Genomic DNA, 20,784 nt, shown 5'->3' with positions numbered 1-20,784 from the left:
ATCACCGGTGTCGGAGCAGGGCAGCGACGCCGTCGGTCAGAACCGGATCTCGGTCGACGGTCACGATGTCGGCTCCCGCCGCCAGCGCGGCCAGCGGCAGCGCCTCGTCGGCGCGACGGACGACGCTGTGGCCCGAGGGCAGATCCGATGCCTGCACGGCGGTCGGATCCGCGCCGACGTGTACGGCCCGGTCGCCGATGAGAGCGGGGTCGATCAGCAGTGTCTCGACGTTGCGTTCGGTGAGCGCCGCGGCGACCCCGGGCAGACCCTGCACCGCGAGTTCGTGCGCGCGGCGTTGCTCGAATCCGTCGATCAGATCGCGAAATCGGGATCGCGCCCGGTCCCGCAGCACCTCGCCGACTCGCCGGTCGAGGTCGGCTCGGTCGTCGTTCGCCTGCCGGGTGACACCGTCGAGCTGCACGACCTGACGATGATGTGAGGCCAGCGCACCGACCAGCGCGGTGCGCGCGCTGATCTCGCCGGCCACCACGATCAGCTCCGCGCCGGCGGCGTCGGCCAGGCGCACCACCTCCTCGGCAGTGGCATCGATGGCCCGGCGCACGGTCTCCTCGACCCGGCTCTGCATCGAGCGATGCGACCACCCGCCACCGTGCACCTTGTGCTCCGGATGATGTGCCTCCTCGGTCCGGCGGTCGGTGCGGTGGCCGTCGGCGTCGACGGTGTACAGGTCGGCGCCGCGATCGTCGACCACCGCGACCACGTGGGCGAGCGCCGGCGGGCGCAACTGCAGCAGCGGCAGCAGATAGGGCATATCCGACAGACGCACGGTCGTGCGAGCGGGCGGCTCGGTCAGCGCCTCGGTGAGCAGGACGCCGTCGGCATCGGCGATGAGGGCCTGACCCGCGCGCCCCGGCGGCGGATCCGACAGGCCGCGCTCGACGGCGTCGAGGACCGCGCCGTCGGCACCGTCCTCGTCCAGGGTCTCGCGGACCGCGCGGCTGCGCAGCCGCTGCTGGTGCGCGGCGTCCTCGGTATCGCTGACGGTCTCGATGTAGACCGATGCGAAAGGCCCGGGATGCTCGGTCAACTCTCGTAGTCCTGAAATGGTCACATGCGGCGGCTACCCGCACCCGGCGAGTGAAACCTCGATCCGCGCCGGAATGCGTTTGCGGGTTCGGTCGCCGGGCATCTCCGAGCCATGGACTGTGCCGGGCGGGTGAGCCGATGGATGCCGCCGATGTGACGTTGGGGGTCGAGGAGGAGTTCCTGCTGGTCGATCCGGTCTCCGGAGCGCCGGTCGCGAAGAACTGCGACGTCGCCCGGTCGGCGCGCGACGCCGGAATCGATCTGCAGTTGGAACTGACCAGCTGTCAGGTGGAAACCAGTAGCTCGGTGCACACCCGCGCGGCCGACCTGCTGCACGAATTGCGGCAGTTGCGCGGCGCCGTGGTGCGCGCCGCGGCCGACAACTCCGCCCGGCTGCTCGCGACCGCGGTGCCGCCGACGGTGCCTCACGCCTATCCGGTCACCGATACGCCGCGCTATCGCCGCATCGAAGAACATTTCGGCATGCTCGCGCACGAACAGGGGCTGTGCGGCTGCCATGTGCACGTCTCGGTGGACGATCCGGAGACCGCGGTGCAGATCAGCAATCATCTGCGGCCCTGGTTGCCGGTATTCCTCTCGCTCACAGCCAATTCCGCGGTCTACCGCGGAACCGACACCGGATACGCGAGCTGGCGCAACGTGTTGTGGCGGCGCTGGCCCAGTGCCGGTCCGCCACCGTATTTCGACTCGTGCGCCGACTACGACGCCGCGGTCGAGCTGATGCTGACCTGCGGCAGCATCCTCGATACCGGCATGGTCTATTGGGATATCCGCCGCTCCATGCATTTTCCGACGCTGGAAATCCGCATCAGTGACGTCCCCGTGACGGCCGAGGAGTCGGCACTGCTGGCGAGCCTGGTGCGTGCCGCGGCGGTGGTCGGACGTGCGGAGGTGCGGCGCGGCCGGCGCGCGCCCGCGGTGCCGGCCGCCACCCTGCGCGCCGCCTACTGGAAGTCCGCGCGCGAAGGGCTCGACGGCGACGGCGTCGATCCGCTGGAAGGCCGGGTGGAACCGGCGCGCATCCGGCTGGCCCGGCTCGTCGAACACGTCGCCCCCGCACTGCGAGAACTCGAGGAGGAGCAGTTCGTGACCGAGATGATCGCCGCGGTGACGGCCCGCGGCAACGGAGCCCGCCGGCAGTCGGCCGCCTTGCGCCGGCGCGGAGCGATCGCCGACGTGGTGGACGAACTGGCGGAGGCGACCGCGGACGGCTGTTCGGTATAGGGGGAGGGGAGCGCATGCGCATCGCGATCACGGGCGCGAGCGGCAATGTCGGCACGGCACTGTTGCGGGCGCTGCCCGACGCCGAGATCGTCGCCGTCGCCCGCCGGCCACCGCCCGCCGGCCGGGAACCGTACGCCCGCGCCCGCTGGGTCGCCTGTGACATCGGAGACCCCGCGGCGCGTCCCACGCTGGCCGCGGCCTTCGAGGGTGTGGACGCGGTGGTGCATCTGGCCTGGGCGGTGCATCCGCGCCGTACCGACCCGCCGCTGGAACGCACGAACCGTGTCGGCACCGACCACGTGCTGGGCGCGGTGGCCGACAGCGGCGTGGCGCATCTGACGGTCGCGTCGTCGGTGGCGGCCTATTCGCCCGCGCCGCGCTGGACCCGCGTCGACGAGCACCAGCCCCGCGGCGGCGTACCCGGCGGCGCCTACAGTCTGGACAAGGTCGCACTCGAAAGGCGGCTGGACGCCTTCGCCGGCGAGCGACCGGCGGTCGGTCTCGCCCGGATCCGGCCGTGTGGCATCGCCCAAGCCGACGCGGCCGCGGAACTGGGCGACTGGCTGCTCGGGCCCTGGCTGCCGCGTTCGCCGGTCGGCCGCTCGTGGTTGCCGGTGCCGCTGTGGCCGCGGCTTCGCCTGCAACTCGTGCACGCCGAGGATGTGGCCGCGGCGATCCGCGCCATCCTGGTGCGGCGGGCCACCGGCGCGTTCGACCTCGCCGCCGAACCGGTGCTCACCGCACCCGAGCTGACCGAGATCTTCGGCGGATTCCGGATTCCCGTCCCGCTCCCGGTGCTTTCCGCCGCCGCGTTCGCGGGCTGGCGAATCGGACTGCTGCCGTTGCATCCGTCCTGGCTGCGGCTGGCCGATCGGGCCTGTCTGGTGCGGGCGGAGCGGGCGCGACGTGAACTCGATTGGCGGCCGACGCATTCCGCGGTCGACGTGGCGACGGAGCTGGCCGCCGCGCTGCGTGCGCGCACGTCCGGCGGCAGCCCCGCGCTGAACCCGGAGCCGATGCGTTGTCGCCCGGGATGCCCGACGCATCAGGATCAGCGGCCGGAGCATCGCACGCGATGACTGCCGGTCGCCGATGCCCGGGGCCGTACCGGCGACTAGGGCTTGCGGGTGTCGACGTAGTGCGAGGCCACCAGATCGCAGAGGCGGGCCAGTGACTGTTTGTTGCGGGGCTTGAGGGCCATGGTCTGCAGCACGTCGGGGATGAGCCGGCCCGGACCGCGAATCAGCTCCTCGCTCATGCTCACCTCGGTGGTGTCGGCGTCGATCGGCGTCATCGCCAGCCGGATCCACGCCACCCCCACCGGCCACAACTCCGCCTCCAGTTCGATGCTGTTCGGCGGATCCACGGCCACCACCCTGGTGGTCTGCTGGGCCATCAGCGGCCAGGCGCCGACGCTGTGATGAATCCGGGAGCCGATCCGCGGCCAGTCCTGGTCCACGTCGCGCATATGGGTGGAGCCCACCACCCAGTGGCCGTAGGACCAGCCGTCGGAGAGTACGGCGAACACCTGTTCGGGCGTGCCGGGGACTCCCATCGTGACCTCGCCCATCAGCACACCGCCAACGCGTCGCGGATCATGTCCAGATGGTGCTGGACCACGGGTGCGGCGTTCTGCGCCACCGCCGTGACCTGCGGGCTGCTGCCCTGCGCGGTTTCGGTGGCGCCCGCCTGCAGCGTCTGCAGGTGGAAGCCCTCCTGCATGTGCAGCCAGGCCAGATCGTAGTCACGGCCGGTCTTCATCGCGGTGTCGCGCATCTGCTGGGACTGCTCGGCGGTGGGCATCAACGGCAGGGCGACGCCGTTCGGTATCGCGACCGCGGCGCCCATCGCCTCCAGCCGCGCGTGGTCGGCGACGAGGACCGGGCCGAGATCGCGGACCTGCTGACAGCTGCCCATGGCCGCCGCGCCGGCACCGGAGAGCATCTCGGTCATATTCCCCTGGTGGGCGGCGACGAGAAAGTCGCTGTCCTGTGCCGACAGCGCGGCCGGTTGGGCCGCTCCGACCGCCGTGGCGCCCAGCCCGAGGCCGATCGCGGCGGCGGTGGTGACCAGCAGACGATGCGGTGATCTCATAATGTGCTCCTGTTCGCCGGGTGTTTGCAGCCCGAATGCCCAGCGCCGCGCGTCGTACACGTGCCGGCGGCGCTCACAGCACCACGGTTTCGCCGCGCGGGATCTCCACGATGCGATCGCCCCATCCCCGCTGCCGCATCCGATATCGTCGAATCGCTGGGGGATCTGCTCGAGTTCCGGCACCAGCAGGGTGTCGCCGGAGACGTAGAGCCGCCTTTGCGCCGGTCCGTCCACCGGGCCGAATTCGTACATCGTGCCCATCACCGGCGGCAGCAGGCGCCAGGTCCACGCCGGGGCGTGCCGGCCCGGCAGCGAGGTGATGCGGACCTTGGCGTCGAGAGATCCCGGCGAAGGACAGCAGCGTCGTCGCGTTGCCGACGAAGGTGATCGACAGGTCCACAGCCGTCTCCGTCCGGTCAGCGGTCGGTGTCGTAGAGGGCACTGTGCAAGCGGGACAACAATTTTCGCCGCGGCCACGCAGTCGGCCGGGAGTCGGCCAGTGCGGCGCGGGCGGCGTTGGCGCCGCAGGTGCCGTGCACGCCGCCACCCGGATGTGCCGACGCCGAGCCCAGATACAGTCCCGGCACCACGGTTTCGGGGCGTCCGAGTCCCGGAACCGGGCGGAACACCAGTTGCTGGTGCAGTTGGGAGGTGCCGCCGTTGACCGCGCCGCCCACGAGATTGCCGTCGGCGCAGTGTAAATCGCTGGGCCGCTGCACGATCCGCGCGTGAATCCGGTCGCCGAAACCGGGTGCGTGCGCCTCGAGCACGGCGTCGACCCGTTCGGCCAGCAGATCGGCCGAGGCGTCGTCGGTGACCCCACGCGGCAGGTGGGTATATGCCCACGCCGATTCGGTGCCGGGCGCCGACCGGCTGGCATCGGCGGTGGTCATCTGACCGAACAGCATGAACGGCGTCTGCGGCACCACGCCGGTGCCGATCTCGGTGGTCCACCGCGCCAGCCCCGCCCGGTCGGCGCCCAGATGCACCGTGCCCGCCTCGGACAGCTGCTTGGATCGCCACGGAATCGGTTCGGAGAGTGCGTAATTCACCTTGACGGTCGGAGCGTCCCAGGTGAATCGTTCGAGATCCGCGCGCAGCCGCTGCGGCAGATCCGCGTCGGCGAGCAGCCGGCTGTAGAGCGTCGGCGCGTCGATATCGGCGATGACCGCCTTGCGCGCCCGCACCACCTGCCCGGCGGCGGTGATCACGCCGTCGGCGCGCCCGTGCCGGATGAGGACGCGTTCCACCGGCTGCCCGCAGTACACGCGGGCCCCCGCTGACTCGGCGCGGTGAACCAGGGCCGCACTCAGCGCCCCGGCTCCACCCACCGGAACCGGGAATCCGCCGTCCTGGGCCAGCATGGTCAGCAGGTAGCCGTAGACACCGCTGCCGGGCGCGTCCACCGGGACGTCGGCGTGCATCGCGTTACCCATGATCAGCAATTTGGCGGCCTCGTCGTGAAACAGTTCGTCGACCATCCGCCCGACCGGCAGGATCAGGAACCGCAGATAGCGGAACAACTCGGCGGAGCCGAGATCCCGCCACAAGCCGGCGGCGCCGCGCACGGGCGGGAACGGGCCGAGGAACGCCCCGAGCAGATGCTCGCGCACCTGCCGCCACTGCTCGATCAGCCGCATCCAGGTGCGGCCGTCGCGCGGATCGCGCCGAGCCAGCGCCTCGGCCGTGATCTCGGCGTCCGGATGCACGACGACGGCGTCGGTGTCCTCGGGCCCCGACGGGTGGCCGTACACGAGAGGCGCTCGGCTCCAGCGCAATCCGTGATCTTCCAGGCCCAGGTCGCGCAGCGCCGGGGAGGCGCCGGCCATCGGATAGAACGCGCTGAACAGATCCATCCGGTAGCCGGGCACCAGTTCGGCGCTGCGCACCGCGCCCCCGGCGGTGTCCTGGGCTTCCAGCACCGCCACATCCCAGCCGTGATCGGCCAGCAGCGCGGCGCTCACCAGGCCGTTGTGCCCGCCGCCGATGATCACGGCGTCGACCGGCTCGGCATCGAGCGGTGCCGAACGACCGGGGGCGGGCGAGGACACGGGCACTCCCTACGGCCGGGGCCGGTCGACGTCGCCGCGCCACGCGCCGGATTCCTGTCGGCGCGCTTCGATGAAGTCGCGGAAACGCTCGAGGTCACCCTTGACGCGGCGATCGAGGATGCCGAGCTTGTCGGCGACGTTCTCCACGAACCCCTCGGGATCGATATCCATCTGCGCGGTGACGCGCGTGGTGTCCTCGTCGAGCCGATGGAAGGTGATCACTCCCGCATGCCGGGGACCGTCCTCCGAGGTCCACGACACCCGCTCGTCGGGGTGCTGCTCGGTGATCTTCGCGTCGAATTCGCGCGTCGCGCCGGCGACGTGCACCGTCCAGTGGGTGTGCGTGTCGTCGCGCTGCTCGACCCGCTCGACGCCCTGCATGAACTGCGGGAACGATTCGAACTGCGTCCACTGGTTGTAGGCGGTGGTTACCGGTACGTGCACATCGACCGATTCGGTAACTGTCGTCATGGTGCGACCTCCTCCTGGTCCGGTTGGGCAACGCTGACGCCATACCCGCGCCGAGCGCTCGTACACGGATCACTCGGTGGTGGCGTCGAGTGCGTGCGTCGAGCGGACCACCGCGAGCAGTGCCGCGTGCTGGGCGTGGCCGGGGATGTGCCGCTCGGACAGATCCCGCATGGCCGCCGCGGTTTCGGCATGTGCCGTGCGCAGTTCGTCCAGGTAGGCGTCCACTCGCGCGGGGTGGGCGTGGGTGGCGTCCAGGCAGGCGACGGCATCGGCCAGCACCGCGACCAGGTGGGCGAGCCGGGGCGCGAACAGCGCGCCGAACTCGTCGTATTCGGCACCGGTGGCCAAGGCCTCGGCCAACCGCTTGACCTGTTCGGACACCTCGCTCAGCGTCCGGAACGGAGATTCGGAGACCGCGGGATGCCAGTCGCGGCGGCGGCGGATCAGCCAGCGCGGATTCCAGCGCAGGCTTTCGCGGCCCTGTCCGAGCGCGTCGTCGGCGCGCCGCACGGTCGCATCGAGCAGCCGCGCCTGATGCTGCCATTGCGCCGCGGTCCGGGGATCGACATGTTCGGTCAGGCCCGCGGCGATCGCGGCCAGCAGTTCGCGCAGTTCTCCGGCGAGTGCGTCGACGGCCTCACGGGTGCGCCGCAGATGCATCGGCGGCAGCACGATCATGTTCACCGCGACCCCGATGGCCGAGCCCAACAGGATTTCGGCCATCCAATACGCCAGGTAGGTGAGATTCTGAGCGGTGCCGTAACAGACCATCAGCAGCGCGGTCACCCCGGTCCAGATGCCGCTGGTGCCGAACCGATGCCATTGCCCCACAATCATTCCCACGAAGACCGCGACGCCGAGTGTCGGCACCGGCTGCGGAAAGACGAGGGTGGTGAGGTAGGCGACCGCCAACCCGGCCAGCAGGGCGCAGGTCTGCTGCGCGGCGCCGGTGAGCGAGCGGTACACCGTGGTCGTCATCAGGAAGACGGCCGCATACGGCGCCATGAACGACTGCGGCGCCGGAATCGCCGCGCGGGCGATGATCCAGGCCGCGACGGCGGCACCGGCCATCTTCGCGGCCTGGACCAATGCCTCGCGTTCCCGCCCCGATCGGGTGCAGGCGCGCACCGGCCATGTCGTGGACAGTCGTCGCGCCGCGCGTGCGCGGTATCCGAGAGGCGGAATGGAGAGTCCTTTCGTCGCTGGCATCTACGCGCCGAGCTACCCGCGACATTTCCGGCGAAACGCGACGCTGACCCGCATTGGCCACCGCGCTCGCGGTCCGGCGGCTGATCGCCCCTGAGCGTGGCGCGGGTTTGCCCGTCGTGGCCGCGGGTAGCGCGAGTGCTGAGGCTCCAGCTTCCACCGCCGTCACGTCGACAGGAGATCGCGATGGGTTTTCCCGAGCAGCAACAACAGGTTCCCGGGGTGCAGCAGCGGATGTCTCCGCAACCGGACTGCGGGGAGGACAGCTATCAGGGGTCGGGCAAGCTCACCGGAAAGGCAGCGGTGGTCACCGGCGCCGACAGCGGAATCGGCCGGGCCGTGGCCATCGCCTTCGCCCGCGAGGGCGCCGATGTGCTGATCTCCTACCTCGATGAACACGAGGACGCCCAACAGGTCGTCGCGCTGGTGGAGCAGGCCGGCCGCAAGGCGGTCGCGGTACCGGGTGACCTCTCCGATCCCGACCACTGCAAGGCCGTCATCGACCGCGCCGCAACCGAATTCGGCAAGATCGACGTGCTGGTCAGCAACGCCGCGTACCAGATGACGCACGAAAGCCTCGACGAGATCTCCGGCGAGGAATGGGATTACACGTTCAAACTCAACGTCGGCGCGCTGTTCCATCTGGTGAAGGCGGCAGTCCCGCATATGCCGGCGGGCGGCTCGATCATCGGCAGCTCCTCGGTGAACTCCGACATGCCCTCACCGACCCTGGCACCCTACGCGGCCACCAAGGCGGCGATCGCGAACTTCTGTGCCAGCCTCGCGCAGATGCTGGGGGAGAAGGGAATTCGCGTCAACAGTGTGGCGCCCGGCCCCATCTGGACGCCGCTGATCCCATCCACCATGCCGGTGGAGAAGGTCCGCAATTTCGGCGACGATGTCCCGCTCGGGCGGGCCGGGCAGCCCGCCGAGCTCGCCGCCTCCTATGTGCTGCTGGCCTCCGACGACGGCAGCTACATCTCCGGCGCGAGGCTCGCCGTCACCGGTGGCCGGCCGATCCTCTGATCGGCGCGTCAATCGGTCGGGCCGTGGCCGGTGCCGGGAGCGGCCTCCGGCCGGCCCGGCTGCGGGGATCCCTCGAGCAGGATGGGACGGTCGTCGGCCGGACCGAGGAACAGGCCGAGCAGCAGCATCGCCGCGCCGAGGCCCAGATGCAGCCAGTTGTCCGCGGTGTTGACCGGAATGACGTTCGCGGTCGACTCCTTGTCCACGACCAGGCCGTACACCCAGAGCGCGAGATAGACGACACCACCGGCGATGAGGTAGGTCCGCGCGGTCAGCGTCGTGCGGCCCATCGCCAGGCCCGCGACGCCGAACACCAGGTGCACGACGTTGTGCAGCGCCGAGACCTGGAACACCCCGAACAGTTCGGCGCCGGAATGGTGCCCGCTCCAGGTGAGCATGTCGTAGTTCGTGGTCACGCCCGGGATGAACCCGAGCACGCCGACCACCAGGAATGCCGCCCCGACCGCGTACGCCGCGGTCTGCACCGGGGAAACCCGCGCCCGATGCCGAGATTCAGATGCGGTGGCCATCGCTGCTCCCTTCGAGTGCCGACGATTCGCCCGTATCTCCGAAGGTAACCGCACGGGACCGCCGCGAACAGCGCAAAGCAGTTACAACCCGGTGGGCGCGGGTATCGCGGACACGGACCAGGACCGGGTCCGCGATGCCTGCAACTCTTCGTCTCCGAGGTGACCATGCATATCCCATCCGGTACCGACACGGCCGGGACGAGTGAACACGACCGCATCGCGCACCCTTGGGGGACACGAACTCCGTACGGCCCCGGACAACCGTGGCCGGAACGCGTGGATATGTTCCTGGCCGACGGTGTGCGCGAGGACATGGTGGAACGCTGGGTGCCGACCGCCTCGGTGCTGCACTCCAACGGCGACGCCATGGATATCGCCGTGCGCGACGGGCGCATCGTGGGTGTGCGCGGCCGCGCGGGGGATCGGGTCAACCGCGGACGACTGGGACCGAAGGATCTGTTCGGCTGGCAGGCCAACAATGCATCCGACCGGCTGACGGCCCCGCTGGTGCGCCGGCGCGGCACACTGGTCGAAACCGATTGGGACACAGCCATGTCGACGGTGGCAGAGCGGACCCGCGAGCTGCTGGCCGAGCGCGGGCCGGGCTCGATCGGCTTCTACACCACCGGGCAATTGTTCCTTGAGGAGTACTACGCGCTCACCGTCCTGGCCCGCGGCGGCATCGGCACCGATCATCTCGACGGCAACACCCGGCTGTGCACCGCCACCGCCGGTGAGGCGTTGAAGGAGTCGTTCGGATCCGATGGTCAGCCCGGCAGTTACGCCGACGTCGACCATGCCGACGTGATCGCCCTCTACGGCCACAACGTCGCCGAAACCCAGACCGTGCTGTGGTCGCGCATGCTCGATCGCCTGTGTGGTCCGCATCCGCCCGCCCTCGTCTGCGTCGATCCGCGCACCACGCAGGTGGCGCGCGCGGCCACCATCCATCTGGCGCCGCGGCCGGGCACCAACGTGATGGTGATGAACGCGCTGTTGCACGAGCTGATCCGCAACGACTGGGTCGACCGCGATTACATCGACGCGCATACGGTGGGATTCGACGAACTGCGCAAACAGGTGGCCGACTGTACGCCCGAACGCGCGGCGGAGGTCTGCGATGTGCCGGAGGCCGATCTGCGGGCCGCGGCGCGGATCATCGGCACCGGCGAGCGGGTGCTGTCGACGGTGCTGCAGGGCTTCTAACAATCCCATCAGGCCACCGCGGCCGCGGTTCAGGTCAACAACATTCACCTGATTCGCGGCATGCTCGGCCGGCTCGGCTGCGGCGTGCTGCAGATGAACGGCCAGCCCACCGCGCAGAACACCCGCGAATGCGGCGCCAACGGCGATCTGCCGGGATTTCGCAACTGGGCCAACGACCCTCACGTCGACGAACTGGCGCGGCTGTGGAATGTCGACCCGCAACGCATACCGCACTTCAGCGCGCCGACGCATCTCATGCAGATCCTGCGCTTCGTCGAGGACGGGTCGATCCGCTTCCTCTACGTCAACGGCACCAATCCGGCGGTGTCGCCGCCTGGACCTGCGCGACGCCGACGGCGCACCGCTGCTGCCGTGGCGGACCCCGGAGGAGGTGTTCGAGCAGTGGAAGCGGTGCAGCGCGGGGCGCTTGTGCGACTACTCGGCCATGACCTATGCGAAACTTCGCGCGGGTGGCATTCAATGGCCGTGCACCGAGGAGCATCCGGAGGGCACCGAGCGGTTGTACGCCGACGCGACATTCCGTGCGGCGCCACAGGATTGCGAAACCTACGGTCGTGACCTGATCACGGGTGCTCCGCTGGAGCCGACGGAGTATCGCGCGCTGAACCCGGAGGGCCGCGCCGTGATCAAGGCGGCGCAGTACCTGCCACGGCACGAAACGCCGAGCGAGGACTTTCCGTACGCGCTGATCACCGGTCGCACGCTCTACCACTTCCACACCCGCACCAAGACCGGCCGCGCCCCTCAACTGCAGGCCGCCGCGCCGCAGGTGTGGGTGGAGATGGCGGCGGAGGACGCCCGACGGGAGGGCTGGGACGACGGCGACCTGCTGCGCATCCGCACCGCGCGCGGGCGGGTGACGGCCCGGCTGCGCACCGGCGCGATCCGTTCCGGCGTGGTCTTCCTCCCGTTCCACTACGGCTACTGGGACACCGCGGCCGGAGACCGCCCCGCCGGTAAGGACGGCACCGCCGCCAACGAGCTCACCCCCACCGAATGGGATCCGGTCTCCAAACAACCGCTGTTCAAATCCGGCGCCGCCGCGGTGGAACTGGTTCGACGCGTCCGGCGCTCCGAACGCGTCACCACACCGGCGGTCGAACCGGAGCGGAGCACGCGATGAACGACCTGAACGCCGTGCTCGCCGAGATACACCGCAGTGATACCGATCTGGGCACGCTGCTGATCCGCACCGCCGACCGGCACCGCACCGATCACGAGGTCCACCACGTCTGCCGGGATCTGCTGGTCTGGACCGACGAGCATCGCCGCAGACTGGCCGCCGTCGGGGAAGGCCGCGGGGTGCATCTCGACCCCTCGCCGCTGACGGTTGCCGGACCGGTGGAATCGGTCCGGCGGGTTCTCGGCACCCTGGTGGGGCGGCGCCACGCACCGGCCCTGCTGTTGCTGCGCGATCTGCGCGAGATCCACAGCCATGCCGCGGTGGTGTCGGTGAACTGGGAAATCCTGGCGCAAGCGGCTCAGGCGGCGCGAGACAGCGAACTGCTGGACCTGGCCTCCGACTGCCATCCGGAGACGTTGCGTCAGATGCGCTGGGCCAATGCCAAGATCAAGGAGACCGCGCCGCAGGCCGTCGCGACGCCGTGAATACCGCTGCCCACGGCGGGTATGCGCCCGCTATGACTGCCTCGATAGAGCAGTTGCTCCATACGCTCACCAAGGTGGTGAACGCGCTGCTGGCCCACGAAATCGACTTCGCGGTCGGCGGCGGCTGTGCGGTGTACGCGCGCGGTGGCCCCGCGAGCGACCACGATGTCGACATCTACATCAAGCCCGCCGATGCCGGTCGCGCCCGCGACATCCTGACCGCATCCGGGCTGCGCGCCGTCGACCCGCCCGAGGACTGGCTGACCAAGGTGTACGACGGAAATACGCTGGTGGACTTGATCTTCCGGCCCAACTACCGCAACGTCGACGACGATCTACTGGGCCGGGCGACCTGGATGCGGATCGGCCCGGCGGCGGCTCCGGTGCTCAGTGGCACCGATCTGATGGTGGACAAATTGATGGTCCTCGACCCGCACCGGCTCGATTTCACGCGGTTGCTGGCGATCGCCCGGGATCTGCGGGAACAGGTCGACTGGCGGCGGGCGCGGGAAGAGACCGCGGTGTCGCCGTACGCGCGGGCGTTTCTGGCGCTGATCGAGGATCTCGGAATCGGAGGTGAGGTCATGGCTCAGGACTCGGGCGACGAGGTGTTGCCGCAATATCTGGTCGCGAATCTGCGGCGGGCGTTCGCGGAGGACCCGCGCACCGCCGAACTCGGCGTGCAGGTGACCATCCGCGGCACCGTGGTGGTGCTGTGCGGGGAGGTCGGCAGCGAACAGCAGCGCAGCGATCTGGAGGACATCGTGCGCGAGCACGCGCCGAAACTGCGCATTCACAACGATATTCGGGTGACGTCCACGCAGGCGCCGACCGTCGATCACGAACGGCTGAGCTGATGACGGGCACCGAACGGACGACGGACGCGGTGGTGCGCATCGCGGCGGTGGCCGATATCCATCTCGGCGCGGAATCGCACGGGACGCTACGCCCGGCATTGGAGCGACTGCCCGAAGAGGCCGACGTCCTGCTGGTCGGCGGCGATCTCACCCGGCACGGCACGCTCGACGAGGCGCAGGTGGTCGCCACCGAACTGGAGGACGTCGGTGTGCCGGTGATCGCGGTGCTCGGCAACCACGACCACCATTCCGATCTGCAGGACGACATCACGGCCCTGCTGTGCGATCACGGAATCCGGGTCCTGGAAGGGACCTCCACCACGGTGACCGTGGGGCCCTATTCGCTGGGTGTGGCGGGCACGAAGGGTTTCGGCGGCGGCTTCGCCGGAAAGTGCGCGAGCGTTTTCGGCGAGCGGATCATGCGCGAATTCGCCTCCTACACCGTCGATCTCGCCGACGCGCTGCACGTCGAGCTGTGCCGGCTGGACACCGATGTCAAGGTCGCGCTCACCCACTATTCACCCTGCGGGGACACCCTGCACGGCGAGCCGCCGGAAATCTATCCGTTCCTGGGCTCGTATCTGCTCGGTGAGGCCATCGACACCTGCGGCGGCGCGGATCTGGCGATCCACGGGCACGCGCATGCCGGATACGAGCGCGGCACCACACCGGGCGGGGTCCGGGTGCGCAATGTGGCCCAGCCGGTGATCCGCGCGGCGTATACGGTCTACGATCTCGCGGTACCGGAGCGGGCGGATGGTTCCGGTGCGCCGAGCGAGTCGGACGAGGACGCGCGGACCCCGGCCTGACAACGTATTGCCGTGGTTATCGGGCCGACGAAGTGTCACCGAAGTTCTGGTAATTCTCGTCGGGCTGCGGAATCATTTGTGGAGAATACCCGTCGGCGGATACGGGAGACTCCGGCCCCGGCGGCAGGAATTGCCATCCGGCCGGATGGGGGAACGATTGTTCCGAGCGGGCGTGACGCGGAATTGCGCGGCCGCCCGGCTCGGGGAGACGTCGGCGGCTCGGTCGGGCCGCGGCCGAGGCGGGCCCCGCGGCCCGGTGGGAACGGCCGGTGCCGCAGGAGATTCGCGGTACCGATGAGCTCGACGGACGGCACCTGATGACGATCGCCGGGTGGCCCGGCGTACGCACAAAATCACGCACATTCAACCGTGCAAATGTGCTTGCATCCGTAAACGCTTTCGCACAACACGTGAGAATGCGCGCGGTTGCGCATTGTTGTTGTTCTGGTTAATGTGTCCGCATCCCGGTGGCGTACATGTGACGTTTCCTTCGCAGGCGATGCGTCGCTGCCTGTGTCCACATGTGATCGGGTGCGAGCGTGTACTGCGGGGAGGAATGCGGTAGATATCGGACAAGGGGGAACAAAGATTGGTATTCGATGACAATAAATTCTGCATCGGTGAATATTCGAGGATATCGGGGCAGGGATATCACGACCGGTGCCGGTAGACCCGCGCTGCTGTTCAGCGCGGTGACGACCGCCATGCGGATGCGCCCGTACGCGACGGTGTCGAGCATGCACGACAGCCGGACCTTCGGCGACCTGCTCGCCGAGGTCTCGGACAAGGCCGCCCGATTCGATACGGTGTTGCGCCGCCCGCGTGCGAGAGTGCTTGTGGCGCTCGGGAATTCGCCCGGATACATCTCGACGATGCTGTCGCTGCTCGCCCGTGGCGACATCCCCGTCCTCGCCAATCCGGCACTGCCGCTCACCGCGATGCGGGAGCTGATCGAGGAGTGCGGAATCGACGCCGTCGTCGCCTCCGGGCAGGCCGGCGGGATCCGGCTCGACGAACGATCCTGGGCGCAGCGCACCGATTTCGACGGCGACCGCCCGGCCCTGCACCGCGACACCGAACTGTGCCGCGTCGCCTCCGCGCCGTCGCGGCGGCTGGTCTGTCTCGAATACTCCGCGACCGCCGTCCTCAACGCGGCCACCGCCTGGGTCGGTGCGAGCAAACTGCGGGAATCGGATCGGACGCTGTGCTTCGCAGGCCTGTTCGGGCGCTTCGGATTCCACACCGCGACCGTCGCCAACCTCGTCGCGGGCGCCGATCTGGTACTGCCCGCCGGAACCCATGCGCCGGGCAATATCCATCGTCATCTGGCCGCGGAATCGCCGACCGTACTGGTGGCCGAACCCGCCGTCTATCAGGCGATGGTGCAGGGCACCCGCGAGGACCTGTCGGTCGATGTCGCGGCGGCACTGCGCCGGATCCGGTTGCGGCTGTCCCCGCATTCGGTCGCATCCTCGGTGGCGGCGCGGGTGCGCGCGGTGTCGGGACCGATCACCATCTGCTACGGCCTGGACGAAACCGGCCCGGTCGCATACGGTTTCGACGCCGCGGACGGGGAGTCCGGCGTCCATCTGCTGTCCGGAGTCCGCATGCAGGCCCGCTCCACCGACGGCGAACAATACGCGCACGTGCACACCAAATCCCTGGCGACCACCTACCTCAACGACCCCGTCGAATTCGAACGCTGCCTCACCGGCGACGGCAGCTATCTCAGCCGCAGCCTGGCCGGCTTGCCCGCATCGGTCGTCGACGCCTGCTGACCGGCGGCGGCGCCCGTCGCATCGCCCGGCATTTCATCCGCGGCGGGTGATGCCGTCATCGCGCAGGCGATACACAGTCGATGCGCCGGTGCTCGACCTCTCGTGAGCACCGGGACCGATCGGCCGGTGAGGAGCCACGGTGGCGAATCGACGAACGGAGCGGATGCGGGGTCGTGCCGCGGCGGCATGGCGCTACGTCCGCACGGCGCCGTGGACGTTCTCGTGGTTGGCGCTGCTGCTGGTGACCACGATCGTGCAGCATGCGGTGTCACTCGACGAGCTGAAGATGATCTTGGGCGAACGCTCGACCAATCTGTCGAATCTGACCAGCGATCCCCTCCACGTCCTGGTGACGAGCCTGCTGTGGGTCGCCGGCTACTTCTGGCTGCCGTATCTGGTGCTGTACTGCGTCTTCCACGCGCCCGCCGAACGGTGGCTGGGCGCCCTGCGCTGGGCGATCGTCGGATTGCTCGCCCACGTGGGCGCGACCTACATCAGCGAGGGGCTGCTGGGCTGGGCGATCCGGCACGGATACGCCGACCCCGCCCTCGTCGACGTGCGCGACATCGGCGTCAGCTATTTCCTCGCCGGCATCATCGGCGTGCTGACCTATCACATCGCGTATCCCTGGCGCTGGGCGTATGTCGTGGCGGCCACCGCCTGTTTCGCCGCGCCGCCGCTGATCCACCTGACCTTCACCGGGATCGGCCACTTCTCGGCCTTCCTGATCGGGCTGGCGTGCTACCCGCTCACCCGGACCCGCACCGCGCCGGCGTGGAATCCGGCGCAGGCGTGGCGGGAACGCCACCGTCGCGCGCGCGCAGTCTAGTTCATCGGTACGCACCTGGAACGCGAAGTGGCGCTGAGTGTTTGCGGCGTGCTAAGAGAGTGGACGTGTTGTGGTCTGCGCGTGTTCATCTCCACCCTCGTGTGTCGGTACCGGCGCCCCCTCGCGGGAACCGGCGTTTCGCGTGGTGACCGGAGGTATCGCACGCGCCCGAATCGCCGCGCCGGCGCGGCCCGCACCGGCCCGATCGGCCTCGGGTACGGCCGATATCGCGGCGAGTTCGACAACCGCCTACCGCGGCGACCTCGACGGGTTGCGCGGTGTGGCGATCGCGCTGGTGGTGGTGTTCCACATCTGGTTCGGCCGGGTGTCGGGCGGCGTGGACGTCTTCCTGGTGTTGTCGGGATTCTTCTTCACCGGACTGCTGGTGCGCCGCGCGGAGCGAGGAGCCGTCGGCGTCGGATTCACCCTGCGCCGCACCGGGCGGCGGCTGCTGCCGGCGATGGTCGTCGTCCTGGCCGCCGTCGTAGCCGCGACCGTGCACACGCGGCCCTACACGCAGTGGTCGGATCTGGCGGGACAGACCCTGGCCTCGCTGTTCTACTACCAGAACTGGCGACTCGCGACGAGCTGGTCGGACTACCTGGCCGCCGATCCGTCGGTGAGCCCGCTGCAGCATCTGTGGTCGATGGCCGTGCAGGGCCAGTTCTATCTGCTGGCTCTGGTCGTGGTCGCGGCGGTCGCCGCCGTCCTGCGCCACACCGGCCGCACCGCGCTGTTGCGGCCGGTCCTGGCCGGTCTGATCGCACCCGCGGCCGTCGCCTCGCTGCTGTACGCGACCCACGGGGCGGCGACTCATCAGGGCTGGAACTACTACGACAGCGGCGCACGGCTGTGGGAACTGCTCGCCGGGGCGGCGCTGGCACTGACCGGACCGGTCCTGCTGCTGCCGCGGATGCTGCGGGCGGCGACCGCGTTCGCCGGGGTGGTGGGCGTGCTGGTGTGCGGCTGGGTGATCGTCGACGGCGCCAACCGCTATCCGGGCCCCGCGGCGCTGGTGCCGGTGCTGGCCGCGGTGGCGGTGATCGCCTCCGGCAACAACGTCGCCGCGGCGTACATGCCGTGGCCCAACCGGATTCTCGCCTCGCGGCCGGCGCAGTGGCTCGGCGAGGTCGCCTATCCGCTCTATTTGTGGCACTGGCCGATTCTCATCTTCTACCTGGCCGAATCGGGTCGCCCGCACGCCGGACTGCGCGGCGGCGCGCTGGTGGTCGCGGTGTCGCTACTGCTGGCGTGGGCGACGCACCGGCTGATCGAACAGCCGCTGCGTTTGGGTGCGCCCGGTGCGCCGCCGAGCTCGTCGCCCCTGTATCGGCGCGGCGCGGGCGCGGTGGTGTGTGCGGTGGCCGTCGCCGTGGTCGCGGCCACCGGTGCGTGGCAGTTCGGCGTGGTACGCATGCATCCGGCGCAACCGGCGCGGCCGCTGGATCCGGTGCTGTATCCGGGTGCGGAGGCGCTGGCGGCGGGAGCGCCGACACCGCAGGCCCCCATGCGACCCACCGTCTTGCAGGCTCCCGGCGAACTACCACCGCCGACCCTCGACGGATGTATCGCCGACTGGGACACCCGCGAGGTGGTCACCTGCACCTACGGCGATGCGAGCGCCACCCGCACCCTGGCGGTGGTGGGCAGTTCCCATGCCGAACACTGGGTTCCGGCGCTCCAGGAGCTCGCCGCGCAGCATGCGTTCCGCATCCGGGTGTATCTGAAGATGGGCTGCCCGCTCACCCTGGCCGACGATGCCACCTACAAGGGTGAACCGATTCCCGACTGCCGCGACTGGTCGCGCGCGGTCCTGGACCGCCTGGCCGCCGACCGGCCGGAGTGGGTGTTCACCACCGGCAGCCGGCCCCGCGCCGGAACCGGCGACGAAACACCGCCCGACTATGTGGACGTGTGGTCGGCGCTGGCCGAGCGCGGCCTCGACACCATCACCATCCGTGATTCGCCGTGGTTGCGCCACAACGAGATTCGCTACGCGGCCGCGGACTGTCTGGCCGGCGGCGGCGACCCGGTCAGCTGCGGAATGCGCCGCAGCGACGCGCTCGATCCGGTCGATCCGCAGCTCGAACCGGCCTCGCGGTATCCGAACATCTTCCCGATCGATCTGAGCGATGCCTTCTGCGATGCGTCGGTGTGCCCGGTGGTCGCCGGCAATATCCTGATCTACCACGACGAACACCATCTGACCTCCAGCTATTCGCGCTCGCTGGCCGGGGCGCTCGGCCGGGAGTTGCGGCCGCTGCTGCACTGGTGGTAGTGCCGCGCGTCACGTGGGGCGACACGGCGGCTCGATTGCCAGTACGGTATCCACGAGTGGCTCGAGCAGGAGGTGCCCGCACGTGGTGGGCGTTGGACAGGGTGGGGCGCGCCGGTGGGTCGTGGCCGGGGTACTCGCTGTCGTCGTCGGGGCGATCGGTTTCGGTTCCGTGGAACCGGCGGCACCGGATGGGCATGCCGGCCCGGCGGTGCCCGGTCTGATCACCCAACCGGCCGAAGCCGGTGTGCCGATCCGGATCCCGTACGGCCGCGAGGCCGATACCTTCGGTGACCTGTATCTGCCCGCCGGCGGGCCGTTGTCCGGATCCTCCGGCCGGTGTCCGGTGGTGGTGCTGATCCACGGCGGCGGCTGGGCGCAGTACCGCGATCTGACCCAGTTCTCCGCGCAGGCCCGGCAACTCGCCGAATCCGGTGTCGCGGTGTGGAATGTCGAGTATCGGCGGGTCAACGGTGCCGGCGGCTGGCCGGTGACGCTGACCGACGTCGACGACGCGGTCGGAGCCCTGGCTACGGTCGTCCAGCAGCGCGCCGGCGGACGGCTCGATCTGGACAACGTCCATCTCGCAGGTCATTCGGCGGGCGGGCAGCTGGCGGCGTGGGTCGCGGGTCGCCGGACCGACGGCGCGGCCGCCTCGCGCGGGCTGCGCATTCGCAGTGTGACGCTGATGGCCGCCGTGCTGGATCTCGACTACGCGGTGGCCCACGGCAACGACGGCTTCGCGCGCAAACTGCTGGGCGGTCTGCCGGGCGAGGTGCCCGACCGCTACCGATACGCCTCTCCGATCGTCAATCTTCCCAGGGACGTGCACATCACGGCCGTGCACGGCGACGCCGACCGGGTGGTGCCGGCCGAACAGAGCCGCCGCTACGCCGAGGCCGCCCGCCGCGCCGGCGACCCCACCGACCTGCACATCCTGCCCGGCGTCGGGCACGCCGAATTCACCGATCCCGGATCGGCCGCATGGTCGGTGGCACGGGTGGCGATTCTCGCGAGCATCGCGGAATCGGCGTAGGCGGGCACCGTCCCTGCCGCCTGTCGCCACGACCGATAGTGTGGAATTCGTGACGATCGCGGACAGACAGTACGGCGGCCGCGCGGTGACCGAACGCCGGGCCGAACGCCGTCAGCGTTTCGTCGTCGCGGCGACGAAGGTGTTCGCCGAACGCGGCTACGCGAACTGTTCTCTCGCCGATGTGTGCGCCGCGGCCGGGCTGTCGAAACGGCAGTTCTACGAGGAGTTCCAGACCCGTGAGGATGTGCTGATCGCCGCCTACGACCGGGTCCAGGACGAGGCCGCCGCGGCGGTCGTGCGGACGCTGGGCACGCTCTCGCCCGCCGATCCGGCCCGGGCGATGGCGGTGGTGCTGTCGGCCTATCTCGACTCGATCACCTCCGATCCGTACCGGGCCAAACTGGCGTTCATCGAGGTGGTCGGCGCGAGCGACCGGATGGAACAGCATCGCCGCGAACGCCGGCACGGCTGGGTCACCCTGCTGGAGATGGTGGTGGTGCCGATCGCCGGTCCGGGCGCACGCCTGCGCGGCGACGCCGCCCTCTCGGCGAGTGTGCTGATCGGGGCGGTCAACGGTCTGGCCCACGAATGGTTGCTGATGCAGCCTCGCCCCGACGTGAGCGAGCTGACCGATCTCCTCATACCCGTCGCCCTGTCGTTGATCGAGACGTAATCTCGCCGGTCAGCGACCGATT

General features: G+C 69.7%; 18 protein-coding genes and 1 pseudogene. 12 read left to right on the top strand and 7 right to left on the bottom strand.

Annotated features, from left to right (window positions below; genetic code table 11):
• Position 1 precedes the first annotated feature (1 nt).
• Positions 2-1,048: an Rv2629 family ribosome hibernation factor gene (locus NA3_RS13150; protein ID WP_062963863.1), complete on the bottom strand. Its 1,047-nt coding sequence runs from the start codon at positions 1,046-1,048 to the stop codon at positions 2-4.
• Between the two features lie 137 nt (positions 1,049-1,185).
• Between NA3_RS13150 and NA3_RS13145 the strand changes: the two genes are divergently transcribed.
• The gene (locus tag NA3_RS13145; protein ID WP_062963862.1) at positions 1,186-2,292 is read left to right on the top strand and encodes a glutamate--cysteine ligase 2; all 1,107 of its coding nucleotides are present in this window, start codon (positions 1,186-1,188) and stop codon (positions 2,290-2,292) included.
• Between the two features lie 14 nt (positions 2,293-2,306).
• Entirely contained in the window at positions 2,307-3,371 is a 1,065-nt protein-coding gene (locus NA3_RS13140) for an NAD-dependent epimerase/dehydratase family protein (protein WP_062963861.1), read from the top strand.
• A 35-nt stretch (positions 3,372-3,406) separates the two neighbouring features.
• On the opposite strand, the gene NA3_RS13135 is transcribed toward NA3_RS13140, so the two are convergent.
• The 5 genes from NA3_RS13135 to NA3_RS13115 form a co-directional block, all read right to left on the bottom strand.
• Positions 3,407-3,862, bottom strand: coding sequence for an SRPBCC family protein (locus NA3_RS13135; RefSeq protein WP_062964033.1), 456 nt, complete (start codon positions 3,860-3,862; stop codon positions 3,407-3,409).
• Entirely contained in the window at positions 3,862-4,647 is a 786-nt protein-coding gene (locus tag NA3_RS37660; protein WP_062963860.1) for a DUF4142 domain-containing protein, read from the bottom strand. The genes NA3_RS13135 and NA3_RS37660 overlap by 1 nt, the downstream gene beginning before the upstream one ends.
• Positions 4,648-4,802: 155 nt before the next feature.
• The gene (locus tag NA3_RS13125) at positions 4,803-6,437 is read right to left on the bottom strand and encodes a phytoene desaturase family protein (protein ID WP_062964032.1); all 1,635 of its coding nucleotides are present in this window, start codon (positions 6,435-6,437) and stop codon (positions 4,803-4,805) included.
• 9 nt (positions 6,438-6,446) lie between these two features.
• Positions 6,447-6,908 carry an SRPBCC family protein gene (locus NA3_RS13120; protein WP_062963859.1) on the bottom strand — a complete coding sequence of 154 codons (462 nt, stop codon included), beginning with the start codon at positions 6,906-6,908 and terminating at the stop codon, positions 6,447-6,449.
• Positions 6,909-6,977: 69 nt separating this feature from the next.
• Complete coding sequence (locus tag NA3_RS13115; protein ID WP_128145328.1) at positions 6,978-8,117, bottom strand: FUSC family protein; 1,140 nt, start codon at positions 8,115-8,117, stop codon at positions 6,978-6,980.
• 183 nt (positions 8,118-8,300) lie between these two features.
• Here NA3_RS13115 and NA3_RS13110 point away from each other — a divergent pair, with 183 nt between their 5' ends.
• Positions 8,301-9,140, top strand: coding sequence for a glucose 1-dehydrogenase (locus NA3_RS13110; protein WP_062963857.1), 840 nt, complete (start codon positions 8,301-8,303; stop codon positions 9,138-9,140).
• 8 nt (positions 9,141-9,148) lie between these two features.
• Here the strand turns inward: NA3_RS13110 and NA3_RS13105 are convergent, their stop codons facing one another.
• Positions 9,149-9,670, bottom strand: coding sequence for a DUF4383 domain-containing protein (locus NA3_RS13105; RefSeq protein ID WP_062963856.1), 522 nt, complete (start codon positions 9,668-9,670; stop codon positions 9,149-9,151).
• Between the two features lie 165 nt (positions 9,671-9,835).
• Between NA3_RS13105 and NA3_RS35955 the strand changes: the two are divergent.
• From NA3_RS35955 to NA3_RS13055, 9 genes and pseudogenes are all read left to right on the top strand, one after another.
• Positions 9,836-12,020, top strand: a pseudogene (locus NA3_RS35955) (molybdopterin oxidoreductase family protein).
• Positions 12,017-12,505, top strand: a complete 489-nt coding sequence (locus NA3_RS13090) for a hypothetical protein (protein ID WP_062963853.1) — start codon at positions 12,017-12,019, stop codon at positions 12,503-12,505. Before NA3_RS35955 ends, NA3_RS13090 begins: the two are co-directional and overlap by 4 nt.
• A gap of 32 nt (positions 12,506-12,537) precedes the next feature.
• Positions 12,538-13,362 (top strand): nucleotidyltransferase family protein, encoded by an 825-nt coding sequence (locus NA3_RS13085; RefSeq protein ID WP_062963852.1) that lies wholly within the window; start codon positions 12,538-12,540, stop codon positions 13,360-13,362.
• 29 nt (positions 13,363-13,391) lie between these two features.
• Positions 13,392-14,171 (top strand): metallophosphoesterase family protein, encoded by a 780-nt coding sequence (locus tag NA3_RS13080; protein WP_062964031.1) that lies wholly within the window; start codon positions 13,392-13,394, stop codon positions 14,169-14,171.
• Between the two features lie 620 nt (positions 14,172-14,791).
• Entirely contained in the window at positions 14,792-15,949 is a 1,158-nt protein-coding gene (locus tag NA3_RS13075; protein WP_062963851.1) for an AMP-binding protein, read from the top strand.
• A gap of 139 nt (positions 15,950-16,088) precedes the next feature.
• Entirely contained in the window at positions 16,089-16,778 is a 690-nt protein-coding gene (locus tag NA3_RS13070) for a rhomboid-like protein (RefSeq protein WP_308189504.1), read from the top strand.
• A gap of 145 nt (positions 16,779-16,923) precedes the next feature.
• Positions 16,924-19,056: an acyltransferase family protein gene (locus tag NA3_RS13065; RefSeq protein WP_439956175.1), complete on the top strand. Its 2,133-nt coding sequence runs from the start codon at positions 16,924-16,926 to the stop codon at positions 19,054-19,056.
• A gap of 82 nt (positions 19,057-19,138) precedes the next feature.
• On the top strand, positions 19,139-20,089 hold the full coding sequence (locus NA3_RS13060) for an alpha/beta hydrolase family protein (RefSeq protein WP_227995106.1): 951 nt from the start codon (positions 19,139-19,141) through the stop codon (positions 20,087-20,089).
• Between the two features lie 49 nt (positions 20,090-20,138).
• A complete protein-coding gene (locus NA3_RS13055) occupies positions 20,139-20,762 on the top strand; it encodes a TetR/AcrR family transcriptional regulator (RefSeq protein ID WP_062964028.1) in 624 nt (207 codons plus the stop codon).
• The last annotated feature ends 22 nt before the right edge of the window (positions 20,763-20,784 follow it).

Origin of the sequence: Nocardia africana NBRC 100379 (genome assembly GCF_001612635.1) — a bacterium.
Taxonomy (GTDB): Bacteria; Actinomycetota; Actinomycetes; order Mycobacteriales; family Mycobacteriaceae; genus Nocardia; species Nocardia africana.
The sequence above is the reverse complement of the archived record's forward strand: the minus strand, read 5'-3'. Positions and strand labels throughout refer to the sequence as shown.

Bases quoted from the DNA above. Each gene is read 5' to 3' on its own strand.
- NA3_RS13110 (WP_062963857.1), top strand. From the start codon at position 8,301: ATGGGTTTTCCCGAGCAGCAACAACAGGTTCCCGGGGTGCAGCAGCGG.
- NA3_RS13145 (WP_062963862.1), top strand. From the start codon at position 1,186: ATGGATGCCGCCGATGTGACGTTGGGGGTCGAGGAGGAGTTCCTGCTG.
- NA3_RS37660 (WP_062963860.1), bottom strand. From the start codon at position 4,647: ATGGGCACGATGTACGAATTCGGCCCGGTGGACGGACCGGCGCAAAGG.
- NA3_RS13115 (WP_128145328.1), bottom strand. From the start codon at position 8,117: ATGCCAGCGACGAAAGGACTCTCCATTCCGCCTCTCGGATACCGCGCA.
- NA3_RS13120 (WP_062963859.1), bottom strand. From the start codon at position 6,908: ATGACGACAGTTACCGAATCGGTCGATGTGCACGTACCGGTAACCACC.
- NA3_RS13135 (WP_062964033.1), bottom strand. From the start codon at position 3,862: ATGGGCGAGGTCACGATGGGAGTCCCCGGCACGCCCGAACAGGTGTTC.
- NA3_RS13085 (WP_062963852.1), top strand. From the start codon at position 12,538: ATGACTGCCTCGATAGAGCAGTTGCTCCATACGCTCACCAAGGTGGTG.
- NA3_RS13090 (WP_062963853.1), top strand. From the start codon at position 12,017: ATGAACGACCTGAACGCCGTGCTCGCCGAGATACACCGCAGTGATACC.
- NA3_RS13140 (WP_062963861.1), top strand. From the start codon at position 2,307: ATGCGCATCGCGATCACGGGCGCGAGCGGCAATGTCGGCACGGCACTG.
- NA3_RS13105 (WP_062963856.1), bottom strand. From the start codon at position 9,670: ATGGCCACCGCATCTGAATCTCGGCATCGGGCGCGGGTTTCCCCGGTG.